At 52.5% G+C, this 15430-nt stretch carries 18 protein-coding genes and 2 pseudogenes; 12 read left to right on the forward strand and 8 right to left on the reverse strand.

The genetic code is table 11. From position 1 onward, the window contains the following. The first annotated feature begins 74 nt into the window (after nucleotides 1–74). On the forward strand, nucleotides 75–1895 hold the full coding sequence (locus tag NSQ51_RS06440) for an ABC transporter ATP-binding protein (protein WP_050488676.1): 1821 nt from the start codon (nucleotides 75–77) through the stop codon (nucleotides 1893–1895). Between the two features lie 53 nt (nucleotides 1896–1948). Here NSQ51_RS06440 and NSQ51_RS06445 read toward each other — a convergent pair whose 3' ends face one another. Then, entirely contained in the window at nucleotides 1949–2128 is a 180-nt protein-coding gene (locus tag NSQ51_RS06445) for an aspartyl-phosphate phosphatase Spo0E family protein (protein ID WP_033017305.1), read from the reverse strand. 172 nt (nucleotides 2129–2300) lie between these two features. Between NSQ51_RS06445 and NSQ51_RS06450 the strand changes: the two genes are divergently transcribed. Together NSQ51_RS06450 and NSQ51_RS06455 are read left to right on the forward strand one after the other, a co-directional pair. Further along, nucleotides 2301–3008, forward strand: coding sequence for a cytochrome c biogenesis protein CcdA (locus NSQ51_RS06450; protein WP_033017306.1), 708 nt, complete (start codon nucleotides 2301–2303; stop codon nucleotides 3006–3008). A gap of 348 nt (nucleotides 3009–3356) precedes the next feature. Beyond that, a complete protein-coding gene (locus NSQ51_RS06455) occupies nucleotides 3357–3830 on the forward strand; it encodes a cytochrome c biogenesis protein CcdC (protein WP_033015158.1) in 474 nt (157 codons plus the stop codon). Nucleotides 3831–4009: 179 nt separating this feature from the next. On the opposite strand, the gene NSQ51_RS06460 is transcribed toward NSQ51_RS06455, so the two are convergent. Continuing rightward, nucleotides 4010–4444, reverse strand: a complete 435-nt coding sequence (locus NSQ51_RS06460; RefSeq protein ID WP_033015157.1) for a DUF2621 domain-containing protein — start codon at nucleotides 4442–4444, stop codon at nucleotides 4010–4012. Between the two features lie 324 nt (nucleotides 4445–4768). Here NSQ51_RS06460 and NSQ51_RS06465 point away from each other — a divergent pair. Then, nucleotides 4769–5420, forward strand: a pseudogene (locus tag NSQ51_RS06465) (cell wall hydrolase). Next, a pseudogene (locus NSQ51_RS06470) lies at nucleotides 5404–5702 on the forward strand (PTS lactose/cellobiose transporter subunit IIA). The pseudogenes NSQ51_RS06465 and NSQ51_RS06470 overlap by 17 nt, the downstream one beginning before the upstream one ends. Before the next feature lie 185 nt (nucleotides 5703–5887). Here NSQ51_RS06470 and NSQ51_RS06475 read toward each other — a convergent pair. Next, nucleotides 5888–6034 carry a small acid-soluble spore protein P gene (locus NSQ51_RS06475; protein ID WP_011230843.1) on the reverse strand — a complete coding sequence of 49 codons (147 nt, stop codon included), beginning with the start codon at nucleotides 6032–6034 and terminating at the stop codon, nucleotides 5888–5890. A gap of 125 nt (nucleotides 6035–6159) precedes the next feature. On the opposite strand from NSQ51_RS06475, the gene NSQ51_RS06480 reads away from it, so the two are divergent. Further along, a complete protein-coding gene (locus NSQ51_RS06480) occupies nucleotides 6160–6420 on the forward strand; it encodes a hypothetical protein (RefSeq protein ID WP_011230844.1) in 261 nt (86 codons plus the stop codon). A 70-nt stretch (nucleotides 6421–6490) separates the two neighbouring features. On the opposite strand, the gene sspO is transcribed toward NSQ51_RS06480, so the two are convergent. After that, nucleotides 6491–6640, reverse strand: a complete 150-nt coding sequence (sspO, locus tag NSQ51_RS06485; protein ID WP_008879509.1) for a small acid-soluble spore protein O — start codon at nucleotides 6638–6640, stop codon at nucleotides 6491–6493. Nucleotides 6641–6874: 234 nt separating this feature from the next. Between sspO and acnA the strand changes: the two genes are divergently transcribed. Further along, nucleotides 6875–9595 (forward strand): aconitate hydratase AcnA, encoded by a 2721-nt coding sequence (gene acnA / locus NSQ51_RS06490; protein ID WP_049625437.1) that lies wholly within the window; start codon nucleotides 6875–6877, stop codon nucleotides 9593–9595. 37 nt (nucleotides 9596–9632) lie between these two features. Here acnA and sspL read toward each other — a convergent pair whose 3' ends face one another. Beyond that, the gene (gene sspL / locus NSQ51_RS06495; protein ID WP_011230846.1) at nucleotides 9633–9770 is read right to left on the reverse strand and encodes a small, acid-soluble spore protein L; all 138 of its coding nucleotides are present in this window, start codon (nucleotides 9768–9770) and stop codon (nucleotides 9633–9635) included. A 102-nt stretch (nucleotides 9771–9872) separates the two neighbouring features. Further along, nucleotides 9873–10799 carry a DMT family transporter gene (locus NSQ51_RS06500; RefSeq protein ID WP_033015154.1) on the reverse strand — a complete coding sequence of 309 codons (927 nt, stop codon included), beginning with the start codon at nucleotides 10797–10799 and terminating at the stop codon, nucleotides 9873–9875. Between the two features lie 232 nt (nucleotides 10800–11031). Here NSQ51_RS06500 and NSQ51_RS06505 point away from each other — a divergent pair, with 232 nt between their 5' ends. Both NSQ51_RS06505 and NSQ51_RS06510 read left to right on the forward strand, forming a co-directional pair. Next, a complete protein-coding gene (locus tag NSQ51_RS06505; protein WP_049625438.1) occupies nucleotides 11032–11697 on the forward strand; it encodes a ribonuclease H family protein in 666 nt (221 codons plus the stop codon). 6 nt (nucleotides 11698–11703) lie between these two features. Continuing rightward, the gene (locus NSQ51_RS06510; protein WP_011230850.1) at nucleotides 11704–11919 is read left to right on the forward strand and encodes a zinc-finger domain-containing protein; all 216 of its coding nucleotides are present in this window, start codon (nucleotides 11704–11706) and stop codon (nucleotides 11917–11919) included. A gap of 716 nt (nucleotides 11920–12635) precedes the next feature. On the opposite strand, the gene NSQ51_RS06515 is transcribed toward NSQ51_RS06510, so the two are convergent. Then, on the reverse strand, nucleotides 12636–12905 hold the full coding sequence (locus NSQ51_RS06515) for a DUF2564 family protein (protein WP_121649975.1): 270 nt from the start codon (nucleotides 12903–12905) through the stop codon (nucleotides 12636–12638). A 130-nt stretch (nucleotides 12906–13035) separates the two neighbouring features. Beyond that, nucleotides 13036–13236 carry a cold-shock protein CspD gene (gene cspD / locus NSQ51_RS06520; protein ID WP_033015550.1) on the reverse strand — a complete coding sequence of 67 codons (201 nt, stop codon included), beginning with the start codon at nucleotides 13234–13236 and terminating at the stop codon, nucleotides 13036–13038. Nucleotides 13237–13557: 321 nt separating this feature from the next. Here cspD and NSQ51_RS06525 point away from each other — a divergent pair, with 321 nt between their 5' ends. The 3 genes from NSQ51_RS06525 (at nucleotide 13558) to NSQ51_RS06535 (ending at nucleotide 15430) form a co-directional block, all read left to right on the forward strand. Further along, nucleotides 13558–13809: a hypothetical protein gene (locus NSQ51_RS06525; protein ID WP_033015581.1), complete on the forward strand. Its 252-nt coding sequence runs from the start codon at nucleotides 13558–13560 to the stop codon at nucleotides 13807–13809. Between the two features lie 194 nt (nucleotides 13810–14003). Continuing rightward, nucleotides 14004–14429, forward strand: a complete 426-nt coding sequence (locus tag NSQ51_RS06530; RefSeq protein ID WP_049625439.1) for a sporulation protein — start codon at nucleotides 14004–14006, stop codon at nucleotides 14427–14429. Between the two features lie 182 nt (nucleotides 14430–14611). Then, nucleotides 14612–15430 carry an MIP/aquaporin family protein gene (locus NSQ51_RS06535; protein WP_033015552.1) on the forward strand — a complete coding sequence of 273 codons (819 nt, stop codon included), beginning with the start codon at nucleotides 14612–14614 and terminating at the stop codon, nucleotides 15428–15430.

Consider the following 15430-nt stretch of genomic DNA (forward strand, 5'->3'; position numbering starts at 1 on the left):
TTCGAGCTCTCGCCAAAAACGAGCGGAGCGAAAAGCCTGAAAATACAAGTTGTTTGTAAGATAGGGGGAAGTGGATGAACGACCGATGGTTGACAACAAAAGAGCAGCGGCGCGTCTTATGGCGGCTGCTCGCTTATATGGGAAGATACAAAAAAGAAACGGCGCTTGCGTTTGCGCTTCTTCTGTTGGCAACGGCCGGGGAGCTTTCCGGCCCGTATTTGGTGAAAGTGTTCATTGATGACTATTTGGTGCCGGGCCGCCTCGCTTTTGGACCGGTGGCGGCGCTGGCCGCCGCCTATCTCGGCGTGCTCGTCTTGAAAACGATCATTTCCTACTTCCAGCTTGTCGAGTTTCAGCGGCTCGCTTTGTATGTCATTCAAGCGCTGCGGATGGATGTGTTTGCGAAAGTGCACCGGCTCGGGATGAGCTATTTTGACCGGACGCCGGGCGGAAGCATCGTTTCGCGGGTGACGAACGATACAGAAGCGATCAAGGACATGTTCATCAGCGTCCTAGCGGCCTTTGTGCAAAACGGCTTGTTTGTCATCGGCGTGTTTGTCGCTATGTTTTCGCTTGATGCTAAGCTTGCGTTGTTTTGCCTGTTCATCCTCCCGGCGATCGCGTTCATCATGCACACATACCGCCGCTACAGCTCAGTGTTTTATCAAGAGATGCGCGAACGGCTGAGCGAACTGAACGCCAAATTGAACGAATCGCTGCAAGGAATGGCCGTCATTCAAGCGTTCCGCCAGCAGCGCCGTTTATATCAAGAATTTGCCGCCGTCAATGAAGCGCATTATAAGACGGGGATGAAAAACATCCACCTTGATGGACTGCTGCTTCGACCGGCGATCGATGTGGTGTATATGTTGTCGATCATGGTCGTGCTCAGCTTTTTTGGCATCACGGCGCTTGATGGCCCAGTTGAGATCGGCGTGCTGTATGCGTTTGTCAACTATTTGGAGCGCTTTTTCGAACCGGTGACGCAAATGATGGCGCGCCTGTCTCTTTACCAGCAGGCGATCGTTTCCGCCTCTCGCGTGTTTGCCCTTCTTGATCATCAAGAAGAGGCGCCGGCCAATCCAAATCGGTCGCCGCATGTGATCGAGCGCGGGGAAATCGAATTTCGGGATGTCAGCTTTTCCTACGACGGCAAACGAGATGTGCTGAAACGGCTGTCGTTTGTCATCCGTCCAGGTCAGACGGTCGCGTTTGTCGGCCATACCGGCAGCGGCAAAAGTTCGATCATCAACTTGCTCATGCGCTTTTATGAGTTTGACCGCGGCGATATTTTGCTTGACGGCCGGTCGATCCGCGATTACTCGCGCGCCGAGCTGCGCCGCCGCCTCGGCCTTGTCTTGCAAGATCCGTTTTTGTTTTACGGGACGGTCAAAGAGAACATTCGCATGTATAATCAGGAACTGGACGACGAAGCCATTCAGGAGGCCGCTCGGCTCGTGCAGGCCGATGCGTTTATTGAGCAATTGCCCGATCGTTACGACCATGTGCTCGCCGAGCGCGGGGCGACGTTATCAAGCGGTCAGCGCCAGCTTCTTTCCTTTGCTCGCACGATCGCTGCTGATCCGAAAATTTTGGTGCTCGATGAGGCGACCGCCCATATTGACACCGAAACAGAGGAAGCGATTCAAGATGCGCTCATGCGCATGCGGAAAGGGCGGACGACGATCGCCATCGCCCACCGTCTATCAACGATTCAAGACGCTGATCAAATTTTCGTCCTCCACTGCGGCGAAATCATCGAGCGCGGTACGCATCAGCAACTGCTGGCGCAAAAAGGGCTTTACTACCAAATGTACTTGCTGCAAAACGGCCTCGTCGATGTCCAAGCGCAACATCCAAAGAACGGACTGTTCGCCCGCCATGAGATGAGATGACCGCTTGCGCAGGCGGCGGGGGCGTGCCGGAAAGAAAAAGCGCCGTTTCCCGTTTAGCGGGAGGCGCTTTGTTTTCGTTGTCGTACTTGTTCGCGCTGATAGGCGTTGAGCAGCGTGTCGAGTTCTTTGCTTACTTTCATTGCGGCTTCAGAGTTTAAACCCGTTTTGGCTACAGTGTCGACAAGTTCCATCCGCTTTTGTTCGATTAAGGTCAACAGATTGCATTTTGGCACGAATAAACCGTCCTTTTCATGAAGTATCGTGTACTGTATTTTATATTATTTTACCAATGAATGCAAAAATGGAAAATAGAAAAATTGACCAAGAAACAGCGGGAAAAACGTTACGGGGAGGAGGATTTTTGCTAAAATAAAAGTAAAAAACAGAGCAGGGGCTGATCCAACAGTGAATGATCTCAATCTCTTTTTAGCGTTCGGCGCCGGGTTTTTGTCGTTTATTTCCCCGTGCTGCCTGCCGCTTTATCCGGCGTTTTTGTCTTATATTACCGGCGTGTCGGTCAGCGAGCTGAAAGAAGAAAACGCCATGCTCAATCGCCGCAGTTTATGGCATACGCTTTGCTTCTTGCTAGGATTCTCGCTCATTTTTATCTCCCTCGGCTTCGGGACATCGTTTCTCGGCCGGCTGTTTGCCGATTATCAAGATGTGATCCGGCAAATCGGCGCGGTCGTGATCGTCGCCCTCGGCCTTGTTGTCGCCGGGCTGTGGAAGCCGGCGTTTTTGCTGAAAGACCGGCGCATTTCGTTTCGTGAGCGGCCGTCCGGCTATTTCGGCTCGGCGCTGATCGGCATGGCGTTCGCCGCCGGCTGGACGCCGTGCATGGGGCCGATTTTGGTGGCGGTCATCGCTTTGGCTGCCGCGAACCCGGGCTCGGGGATGATGTATATGCTCGCGTATACGCTCGGCTTTGCCGTTCCGTTTTTCATTCTCTCGTTTTTTATCGGCAAACTGCAATGGATCCGCCGCCATAGCGCCCCTATCATGAAAGTGGGCGGGTATGTCATGGTGGCGATGGGCGTCGTTTTGTACTTTGACTGGATGACGAAGCTGATCGCTTATACGACGAGCTTGTTTGGCGGGTTTACTGGTTTTTAGCGGCTGTTGTTCGAGGAATATCGTTGAAGAGAGGATGATGAAAAAATGGCGTCCATTTTAACATCTTTCCGAAAGAAGTCTCCCACTTCTAAACGAAGTGAAAGTGGGAGATGAATTTTGGTTAGGTATAGCCTAAAATTGTCTCTTTTCCGTGAAAATCCCACGTTGGTGAGTGGTGATTTTCATGCCCGAGCGGAGGGCAAACCATTGCCCATGGATCTTTTCTGGCCGCGCTGGATTTCCCAAGTTCAAAAACCGCAAGGCGAAACAGTCGTACACCACAAATGCCGCGTTTTTTGTTATAATGATAGCGTTGTCCATGAATTTTGCCGGAAGAAGGTGATGGCTTTGGCGTTCATTACATCGCTCATCGCCGTTGTAATGGCGTTTTTCATCTTTTTTGTGCGCATGAAGGCGTCAGAAAAGCCGACGAATGCCAAAAAAATTATTTTGCCGCCGCTGTTTATGAGCACTGGGGCGCTCATGTTCATCGATCCAATCTTTCGCGTCACACGCGGGGAGCTCATTGAGGCGGTCATTCTCGGCCTGTTCTTCTCGCTGTTTCTCATTAAAACGTCGAAATTTGAAATCCGTGGCAACGATATTTATTTGAAACGCTCAAAATCTTTTATTTGGATTTTGCTCGGGTTGATTGTCATTCGTCTTGGCTTGAAAACGTATTTAGGTCGAACGATCGACTATCGCCAGTTAAGCGGCATGTTTTATTTGCTCGCGTTTTCAATGATCGTCCCATGGCGGATTGCGATGTATGTTTCGTATAGAAAACTGGCAGCGCAGCTGAGACCGCCGATTCTTACGTGAAAAGGCGTCCGAGAGAATGTAGACGCCTTTTCTTGCGCCAAGTGCATAAAACGGCCGCGAGGCGTCAAACGTTGCGTTTTCGTTGAGATCCGCCTCTTGTTTGCCGCGTAGCGGCCGCAGCGAGCCGCGAGGCGAAATGGTGAAAAAGCCGCCGTCTCATCTGTCGGTTCGGATGAGCGTCAGCGGCTTTCCAACAAATGTTGATATGGGGCGAGATCGATGTTTTTCGCTTGCAACGTCCGGATCAAAAATTTATGATCGCGCTTGGGGGTTGCGATGATGTAGCCGCGAATGAGCAAATCGCGTGTGATGCGCGGCGCCTGCTCCTTCAAGGCAAGCTCGCCGATTTTGCCGGCGATTTTTTGCCGGGCCACGTCGCGAAACAGTTCGGGCACAGGGCGGACAAGCTCCTCAAGCAGCGCCTTTTCTTCATCCCCCCATAAATGGCGCGTCTGCTCAATATAATACTCCTGCCAGTCGAGTTCCGATTTTCCATCTTCTTTCGGCAGTCGTTTCAAAAATTTGCGGAACATAAAAAAGCCGCCGATCGACATCATGACAAGCAAAAAGACAACCCAAACCAAAATAAACCAAAGAAACCATCCGGTCAGCACGATGACCACCCCAACTACTGATCGAGAGTTTGTCTTCTGCTGTCCGCAACAAGCAGGGCGGCAGAGGACAAGTTTCGTCTATTATTATGTCGAAAAGCGCAAGGTTTGGCAAGCATTGAGAGCGCGTCCAGCATTCTGTTACGGTCCGTAACGCAACTGTAACGCAACTGTAAAGATGCCTGCCCCGTCCTAGAGCGTCAACGGTTTTGAAATAGGCTACCCGCTCGTCTGGAAATGAAAGACAGTGACGCGCCTAGTTTTGCCTGTTAATCTAGTAAGAAAAGAGAAACAGGAAGAACGATGGAGGCAAGGTGGATGATGGAAATGAAGAAAACAATTGCAGCGCTGGCCATAACTTGCAGTCTGGCGCTTGGTTCACAATCGGTGCTGGCGGAAGCGGCGGGCTCCTTATACATACTACCAAGTGAAAAAAGGCGATACGCTGTCGAAAATCGCCAAACAATATCATACAACGGTGGCTTCACTAAAATCGCTGAACAGTTTAAAAACGGATACGATCCGCATTGGCGCGAAATTGAAAGTCCCGGCGGCTGCGAAGCGTCCCGCCTTGGCATCAGCCGGCAAAAAGGTGATTTCGCTCACCGCCGCCGACCGAAAGCTGCTTGCTCAGCTCGTGCAGGCGGAGACCGGCTCGAGCGAGCCGTTTGCCGGCAAGGTGGAAGTGGCGCTTGTCGTTTTAAACCGTACAACGCACCCAGAGTTTCCAAAGACGGTGCGCGGCGTCATTTATCAAAAAACGAAATCCGGCTATGCGTTTGTGCCGGTGAAAACGGGGAAATTGACCCGCATTCAGCCGACCAAGCAAGATTACGAGGCGGTCGACAAGGCGCTGGCCTTATTCCCAAACGACCGCCGTGGCTCGCTTTATTTCTACAATCCGAAAATCACAAAAGACAAGTGGATGTTATCGCGTCCGGTGACGATTCGCATCGGGCACCATGTCTTTGCGAAGTGAACAGAGCCGGGACAGGCTCTGTTTCTTTTTGGACGTATGGCTCCATAAGGCAATCGCCGCCGCCAAGCAGGGGAAACTATCCGAAGCGCGCCGGCTGTTGGAGCAGGCTGGGGCAGAACGGCAAGCCGCTCACGAGCTGCAAACGTCGTTGCGACAGCCGGAAGGCAGTCTACGGCTGTGACGCTGCTGATGGTGCGCGCCCAAGACCATTTGATGACAGCGATTGCCGTCAAAGAGTTGGCGGCTGAATTCGTCGATTTGTATGAACACATTCAATCGTAAAGGCCAACCCGCCCGTTTCACTCGGACGAGTTTTGGCAACCAATGATGTAACCATAATTTAATTATGTAAACAAAACGGCATCAAAACAGTTGCTCCAACGTTTGCTGCCGGTTGAACGAGGCGGTGCTCCCCGCTCCTTCTTGGCAAACGGAACGGGGGGCACGCCGCCCTTCAGCCGAGCGGTTTACATATCATGGCTTGTGTTATGTTTTTGCCGCGTGTGATTGCGGTTCTTCACTTTTTTCGAACCGTCAAGCGGCTCCGGCTGCCCAGGATTGTCGCCTTTTGGGGCGTTTTTGCGCATATCTTTGCCGTCGTTTTTGTTCGTCATTTGTTGTCCCTCCTTTATCCGTTAGCATGCGGCGTTGTGCTTTCGCTTATTCGGCGCATAATTTGCGCCCGGTTTGAAACGATAAGTAGTGAACGACCGCGATGACTGCGAAGGAGGGACGAGCCATGGTTTACCATAAAACGAAGCAAGAGGCGTTTCAAGCAGCGCAAAAGGCGACGATGGAAGCGAAAGAATGGCACGATCACTTGGTGCGTGATCAAGCCGACTACGGCCACCAGCTGGCCCATCTTCGGCAAGAAGTAAACGAGGCGTTCGCCCAAATTGAAAACGCGCTCGAAGTTGCCTCGGAAACGCAGCGCGTGCAGCTCGAAAAATTCCGCAGCGATTTGCAGGCGATCGTTGACGAAGTCAATGAAAACGAGTAAGGGAATGCCGGCGGCGGACATTCCCTTTTTTCATGCTATGGCAGTCCGGGATGGAGGAATGGCCGCCACGCTATTGGTTCTTTTTTCGTTTTTTGTTGTTTTGGCGCTGTGCTTCTGTCAGTGGTTCATTGGAAAACTCTTCGTTGTAGCCGGCCCCCATTCCTTGCGCTTTGGCGGCGTTCATGCCAGGGATCACGTGGTTTGCTTTTCGCTTTGCCATTCGTTTCACCTCCGCTTCTAGTTTGCGACGAAACGGGCGCCTTATTCCTCTTTTGCCGCCGTTAAGGAAGCCAGCCCGTGAGACACTGGAAATCATTATTTACAACTTGTGCTGTTCTATAATAAGATAAAGTCGTGCCGAACTTTATGGGGATTGGGAGAATTCATGCTATTTTTTCGACTTTTGTGCGAAAAAATAGTATAGTATTATTGTGAAGTGAAGGGGGTTATACATATGGCGAAACAAGATGTGTTCAACGCCCGTTCTTCATTCGAAGTCAACGGTAAAAAATACAATTATTACCATTTGCAAGCGCTTGAAAAAGCGGGAATCGGCCAGGTGAGCCGCCTGCCGTACTCGATCAAAGTGTTGCTTGAATCGGTGCTCCGCCAAGTCGACGGGCGCGTCATTACGAAAGAGCACGTCGAAAACTTGGCGAAATGGGGAACGCCCGAGATGAAGGACATCGACGTGCCGTTTAAGCCGTCGCGCGTCATTTTGCAAGACTTCACGGGCGTGCCGGCTGTCGTTGATTTGGCTTCGATGCGCAAAGCGATGGCGGATCTAGGCGGCGACCCGTACGAAATCAACCCGGAAATTCCGGTCGATCTCGTCATCGACCACTCGGTGCAAGTCGACCGCTACGGGTCAGACGATGCGCTGGAGTACAACATGGATTTGGAATTCAAACGGAACGCCGAACGGTACAAGTTTTTGAAATGGGCGCAAAAAGCGTTTAACAACTATCGTGCCGTTCCGCCGGCAACGGGGATCGTCCACCAAGTAAACTTGGAATATTTGGCAAGCGTCGTTCACGCGGTCGAAGGGGAGAACGGCGAGTACGAGGCGTTCCCGGATACGCTTGTCGGCACGGACTCGCATACGACGATGATCAACGGCCTCGGCGTCCTCGGTTGGGGAGTCGGCGGTATTGAAGCGGAAGCCGGCATGCTCGGCCAGCCGTCGTATTTCCCGGTTCCGGAAGTCATCGGCGTCCGTTTGACAGGCAAGCTGCCGGACGGAGCGACGGCGACTGACCTGGCGCTTAAGGTGACGCAAGTGCTGCGGAAAAAAGGCGTCGTCGGCAAATTCGTTGAATTTTTCGGACCAGGAGTGGCGACTTTGCCGCTTGCCGACCGGGCGACGATCGCCAACATGGCGCCGGAATACGGGGCGACGTGCGGCTTCTTCCCGGTTGACGCCGAAGCGCTTGACTACTTGCGTTTGACCGGCCGCGACGAACATCACGTTCAAGTCGTCGAAGCGTATTGCAAAGCGAACGGTCTGTTCTACACGCCGGATGCACCGGAGCCGGTGTTTACGGATGTTGTGGAAATCAACTTGTCGGAAATTGAAACGAATTTGTCTGGCCCGAAACGGCCGCAAGACTTGATTCCGCTCTCGAAAATGAAACAGTCGTTCCGCGATGCGGTGAAAGCGCCGCAAGGCAACCAAGGCTTTGGTTTGACGGAAGCGGATTTGGAGCGGGAAATTACGGTCGAGTTAAACGGCGAACAAGTGAAATTGAAAACGGGTGCGGTCGTCATCGCGGCGATCACGAGCTGTACCAATACATCCAACCCGTACGTTCTCGTCGCCGCCGGCTTAGTGGCGAAAAAAGCGGTCGAGAAAGGCTTGCAAGTGCCGAAATACGTGAAAACGTCGCTTGCGCCGGGCTCGAAAGTCGTCACCGGCTATTTGCGCGATTCGGGCTTGCTTCCGTATCTTGAGCAGCTCGGCTTCAACATCGTCGGCTACGGCTGCACGACATGCATCGGCAACTCAGGTCCGCTTGCGCCGGAGCTTGAAAAAGCGCTTGCGGAAAGCGACTTGCTTGTCACAAGCGTCTTGTCCGGCAACCGGAACTTTGAAGGCCGCATCCACCCGCTTGTCAAAGGCAACTATTTGGCATCGCCGCCGCTTGTTGTCGCCTATGCGCTCGCCGGCACGGTCGACATTGACTTGCTTAACGAGCCGATTGGCAAAGACAAAGACGGAAACGACGTCTATTTCCGCGACATTTGGCCGTCGATGGAAGAAGTGAAAGACGTCGTCAAACAGGCGGTCGATCCGGAACTGTTCCGCAAAGAATATGAGCGCGTGTTCGACGGAAACCCGCGTTGGAATGCGATCGAAACGACGGACGAACCGCTCTATCAATGGGATGAAAACTCGACGTACATTCAAAATCCGCCGTTCTTTGAAGGCTTGTCGCCGGATGTGCGCAAAGTTGAACCGCTCACCGGCTTGCGCGTCGTCGGCAAGTTCGGCGACTCGGTCACGACCGACCACATCTCGCCAGCTGGGTCGATCGGCAAAAACACGCCGGCAGGTCAATATTTGATTTCAAAAGGCGTCGAGCCGAAAGATTTCAACTCGTACGGTTCGCGGCGCGGCAACCATGAAGTGATGATGCGCGGCACGTTTGCGAACATCCGCATCCGCAACCAAATCGCGCCGGGCACGGAAGGCGGCTATACGACGTACTGGCCGACCGGCGAAGTGATGTCGATGTACGATGCGTGCATGAGATACAAACAAGACGGCACTGGGCTTGTCGTCATCGCCGGCAAAGACTACGGCATGGGCAGCTCGCGCGACTGGGCGGCGAAAGGGACGTTCTTGCTCGGCATTAAAACGGTCATCGCCGAAAGCTTTGAGCGCATCCACCGCTCGAACCTCGTTTTGATGGGCGTCCTGCCGCTGCAATTTAAAGAAGGCGAAAATGCGGAGACGCTCGGCTTGACGGGTAAAGAAGTGTTCGACATTCACATCGATGAAAACGTCAAACCGCGCGATCTCGTCAAAGTGACGGCAACGAACCCGGATACGGGTGAGAAGAAAGAATTTGAGGTCATCGTCCGCTTTGACAGCGAAGTCGAAATCGACTACTATCGCCACGGCGGCATTTTGCAAATGGTGTTGCGCGAAAAATTGGCGAAAGTGAAACAATAACGACAAAAAGCAGGCTCCCATATCGGGAAGCCTGCTTTTATTTTGTGTTGAGCTTTTTCGCTGCGTTCTCAAGCTTGCTTTTTGGATCCGGGGTGAACGTTCCGTCTTGGCCAAAGCCTTGCGGGTTGACGCCCGGCGCCTTCGTGCCGCGGTTTCGGCCGCCGTTTTTGGTCATTGCTCTCACCTCCGCTCTTTACGGATAGTATGGCCGCCCTTGGTCAAAATATAATCAAAGGAGGAAAGCTTCACTGTTTTTCGCTAAGAGCAATCGTTGCGGCTACGATGGGATGTTCCGCTTTTCCCGCCACCGTCTGCCCCAGAGGCGCATGCTTGGCAGTTCGGCGAAAATCATGCCGGCCAAAATCGCAGCGCCGCCAAGCCAGGCCGATGGCGACAGCCGCTCTCCAGCCCAAAGGTAGGCGGTCAAAGCGGCGAACACCGGCTCCATGGCGAAAATCAGCGCGACATGGGCGGGAGTCGTATATTTTTGCACCGCCGTTTGGATGAGAAACGCCGCGGTCGTCGCCAACAACGATGTCACAGCGAGCGCCCCCCATACTTCCGGGCGGCGGAGCACCGCCATATTCCACATTTGCGCGGCGTCTTCAAACCAAAAGGCAAAGAAGAAACAGAGGATGCCGACGGCAAAAATTTGCACCATGGTCAACAGCATCGTCGAATGCTGAGAGGAATAGCGGCCGGTAACAATAATGTGCATGGCAAAGGAAACAGCACAAAGAAAGACAAAGAAATCGCCCTGATTGAACGACAGCTCCGCTCCCCCTGTCAGCCAATATAGGCCGAACGCGGCAAGTGCCGCTCCAACGACCGCATTCACAGACGGTTTTTGCTTTAAAATCAAAAAGGAAAACAATGGAACGAGCACAACGCTCAGTCCGGTAATAAAGCCAGCTTTCGAGGAAGTGGTATACAACAGTCCGATCGTTTGGAATGCGTAGCCGCAAAACAGCCATAGCCCCATCCACGCTCCAGCGCCGATGACTCGCCATGACAACTGGCCGAAGAGTGGGCGGGAAGCGGTAGCCATCCAAGCGAGAAGCAACAAGCCGGCCAAACTGAAGCGAACGGCGTTAAACGACAACGGCTCCAAAAACGAAATGGCATTTTGGACGACGACGAACGTCGCCCCCCAGACGAACGTCACCATGAGCAGACTCAGATCGGCTATGGTTTGACGCTTCAATTCGAATCCTCCCTCTTCATATGCTTGCGCCTCATCTCATTTTGGGTGCTAGCCGCTAGTGTACCACAAGTAGGCCGAAAAAGATAGATATTTTGGAAAAAAGATGGGCGCCTGCGGCAAAATGGTTGATACAAGAAGAAATTGCGCATAATATTAGGTAATGAACAAGGGCGCAAGTGTGGTAAAATAAAAACCAGCTCCGATCATCGCCACGCGGAAGGGTGATAATGCGTTGGACGTACAAATCCACTGGACGTATATCACGCCGAAAAAACAAGAGGCGTTTCTTGTCTCCGATTGGGTCGATGCCAAAAAGGCGCTCGCTTTGGCGGATGATTTTGCAAAAACCGGGCGAACGAAAACAGTGGAGTTCGTCGATCGAAACGGCACGGTGTGGTCAAAAAAAGAGCTGCAAAAGCTGCTTGAGGAGATCGCCGGCGAGCCGCATGAGATCGTTGTGTATTTCGACGGCGGCTTTGACCATGAGACGTCCCAAGGCGGCGCCGGCGCAGTCGTATACTATAAGCAAAACGATCATCGCTACCGGTTGCGCGCCAACCGCCGGCTCGGCGAAATCAAATCCAATAATGAGGCAGAGTATGCGGCGTTTTGGTTTGTCATGCAGCTGCTCGAGGAACTTGGCGTCCATCATTTGCCGGTGATGTTCCGCGGCGACTCCCACGTCGTGTTAAAGCAGCTGTCCGGCGATTGGCCGTGTTTTGAGGATGATTTCAACATCTGGCTTGACCGCATTGAAGCGAAAATGCGCGAGCTTCACATCGAACCGGCGTACGAGCCGATTTCGCGCAAACAAAATAAAGAGGCGGATTCGCTCGCCCGCCAGGCGCTTGAAGGGCAGATCATCACAAGCCGAACGGAATTGACAGGGAAAGGGTAAGGTCGTATGGGAAAGAAGCGGAACCGACGCAAAGAAATATTGGACCAAATCGCTTGGCTGGAGGAAACGTACTGCGATGGCTGCTTTTTAAAAAGCACGTTCCGGAAAGAGTACGGCAAAACGTACGCCCAATCGTTTTGCATCCAGCAATGCACGGTCGGGGAACAAATGCGGCAGTACGGGGAGATGCTTCTATCAGCGCCGCCGCGTTCGCGTCGGTAATGAAGGAATTTTTTTCAAGAGGCGGTTGGTGCGGGCGATAGGAGTCCCAATCTGCGCTTTCGCGGGCCTGGGGCGGTGCCGGCTGTGACCAGGCAAGCTTTGGCGTTTGAACGGAGGAAGCGGATTCGCTGCGAAGGCCGGTGATTGACAGAACATACGTTTTAACATGGAGAAACCTCAAAAGCAGTTCTTCTTTTCACTCCAAAAGGAAATCGCTTTTTGTCCTCCGCCTTAATAGATGCAATTTAACTTCCCTCCGAAAGAAGTCTCCTACTTCTAAACGTGAAGGTGCGCCAGCACCAGTGAAAGTGGGAGATGAATTTCGGTTGGCGTTAGCCAACGAATAGGATAGAATATGGCTAGAACGGACACCTTCGGAACGAAGGGAAGCGTAAAGGGTTCTTGTGTGTGGCTTACCGTTCAGCGAACACACACAAGTCGCTTGAAGCCCCCACCTCTAAGCGAAGCGTAGGTGGTGGGTAGTTCACATTTGTAGCTTTTACTGAGCATTGGATCGACTGTCGAACGACTGAACAAACACCGCTTTCAGCCCCATGAATGGGTCTTTAAGCGAGTCGTTGTTCGGTCTTCCGTCACGCTAAAGCGTGACGGAGGCAAGCCATAGGCTTGCCTTCGACAGTCAAAAATGGATGAGCCACTTTTCCGTCAAGGATATGTTAAACGATTTCGTTGCATCTATATATATCGTTTTGCTGTTATTGCCGCGCCTCGCGAAGCTGGTGTTCGGCGTGGGCCAATGTTTGTTCGCAACGGGCGAGAAAATCACCGTCGACGCCCGTTGCTTCTTGGCGGGCGCGCGCAAGTTGGTCGCGGGCGTTTTTCACCGCTTGTTCGGCATGGCGAAGCATCTCGGGGTCGAGCTGCATCGTCGCCTGGCCGACCATTTTCTCCGCCGTTTCGACGAACATTTCCACTTGCTTTACATCGTTGTATCCCGTATGTACGTCGGCATCGCGTCTGACCATATGAACACCCCCTTTTCTTTATTGTTTGCTGCTTGGTGAAATTTATGCCAATCAAATGAAAAAGGCATCCTGTGATGGTGCAGGATGCCTTTCTTTCCGCTCCCGTTCTCTCGTCTATGTCAACGAAGTCTTATAATTTGACAACGTTCGCTGCTTGCGGTCCGCGGTTTCCTTGTACGATTTCAAACGAAACTTCTTGGCCTTCTTCCAACGATTTGAACCCTTCACCTTGGATCGCCGTGAAGTGAACGAATACGTCCGAACCGCCTTCCACTTCGATGAAACCATAGCCTTTTTCGTTGTTAAACCATTTTACTTTACCACGTTGCATAATGCTGAATTCCTCCTAATACCTTTAGCCTGTTCGGCTAACCTCAAGATTTTTATCAAATAACAAAATATACTTCACAGCCATCCAAGATGCGTATTCATGTTGAATGCCTGAAATATATTCTGTTATATGATGACTTTACTATACACTACCGCGGGTGGCCGCGTCAAGCAAAAGAAAGGAAATTTCCGAAAAAAGTTGTTTGCCGGCCCGAAAAACAATGCGTTGAAAAGGAAAACGGGCCGCTGGGGAGAAAAAAGTCATGAGCGGGCAACAACGGCCATACATTGGAATAGGAACGACGAAAAGGGGGAGAAGCGGATGTACCGCGGAAAAATCGCGGGAAAAGAAGTGATCGTTCGATTGGGCAACCGGGTCAGCCTCCGCTATTTCAGCGACAATAAAATTTACCACATGGTTCTTTCGTACGGAGAGTCGGCGTTTCGCAAAGGGCAGGATATGTTTTGCATCTATAATGACCGCGTCGGCTTGATTGTCGCGGAAGTCGAGCAACAGGACGTCCCGGTCATTCGAATCGATTATATTATCGAAAACGAAAATGTGTACGAATAACCAATTGACAGCGGAAGGCGAATGCGGTAATCTCGAATGTAAGCGATAACAAAACAAGCCGCATTCGTCCTTGTTTCTCCCAGGGGCAGACGTGCCGCGCCAGCATCGTCTGTTTATTTTTTGGCTCGCGTTGAAACAAGCGGCTTCGTTTTTTCGTATGATGATATGACAAGAGAGACAAAGAGGTGACTACGGTGTTATTGCGCAAAATGATGTCAAGAGTCGGAGTCGGGTCGGCGCACGTCGACTTGATCTTAAATAAATCGTTATGGCGCCAGGGGGAAATGATTCAAGCGATCGTCCACATTTACGGCGGAACGGTGGAACAAAGGATCGAGCGGCTCGATGTGGAGCTCGTGCAAAAAACAATCGAAAACAGCAAGGAACTGGATGCCATTGTCGCCGTCATTCCGGCGGCCGGAGCGTTTTCGATCAAGCCGAGCGAGAAAAAGGAAATCCCGTTTTCCTACACGATTCCGGAAACCTTTCCGCCATCGCGCCCCGGCCGGTCGTACCGGTTCATCACCCGCCTTCATATCGAAGACGCGGTCGATACGCTCGACTTCGATTACGTGCAAATTTTGCCGAAAAAATATTTTGACAGCGTTTTCAAAAGATGATATGCTAAAAGCAAGTTAATACGTTGTGGTGGAGAAGCGGAGACCCACACATATTCCTCGTTGATGGGCGGGAAGTGTGTGGGTTTTTGCTTTTTCGCCCAACGGTTCACCCTCCGGAGGGGCTGGACAAACAGGAAATGGAAGAAGAAATCACGAAATGAAGAAAAGGGGGAAGAGAACAAATGTCGCCATTTTTAGGGGAGCTCATCGGCACGGCACTGCTCATCATTTTCGGCGCGGGTGTATGCGCCGGGGTCAACTTGAAAAAATCATACGCGGCCAACTCCGGCTGGATTGTTATTACGATGGGGTGGGGGTTGGCGGTGGCCGTGGCCGCATACGCTGTCGGCCAGTATAGCGGCGCCCATCTCAATCCAGCGCTGACAGTCGCGTTGGCGCTCGCCGGTGATTTTCCGTGGAAAGACGTGCCGGGCTATATTACGGCGCAAGTGCTTGGAGCCGTCATGGGAGCGGTCATTGTCTACCTCCACTATTGGCCGCATTGGAAAGAAACGGACGACCCGGGCGTCAAGCTTGGCGTGTTTGCGACAGGTCCGGCCGTGCCGAATGCGGCTGCCAACTTGCTTAGCGAGATCATCGGCACGTTTGTGTTGGTGTTGGCCATCTTGGCCATTGGCGCCAACCAGTTCGCCGATGGGCTTAATCCGTTTGTCGTTGGTTTTTTGATCGTGGCGATCGGCCTGTCGCTCGGCGGCACTACGGGATACGCCATTAATCCGGCCCGCGACTTTGGGCCTCGGTTGGCCCACTTTTTGCTGCCCATCCCAGGGAAAGGATCATCAAACTGGTCGTACGCATGGGTGCCGATCGTCGGACCGCTGCTTGGCGGCGCGCTAGGCAGTTTGGTGTATAAAGCTGTTTTCTTGGGAAAACCGTCAGGCGCATTATGGGGAGTGCTGGCGGCAACGGCAGCCGTTTTGGCGGCGGCGAAGATGACAAACGGAAAGACAGTGAGCGCCACAAGCCGCCGTTCTCTGTAG

The sequence above is a fragment of the Geobacillus sp. FSL K6-0789 genome (assembly GCF_038593135.1).
Taxonomy (GTDB): Bacteria; Bacillota; Bacilli; order Bacillales; family Anoxybacillaceae; genus Geobacillus; species Geobacillus stearothermophilus.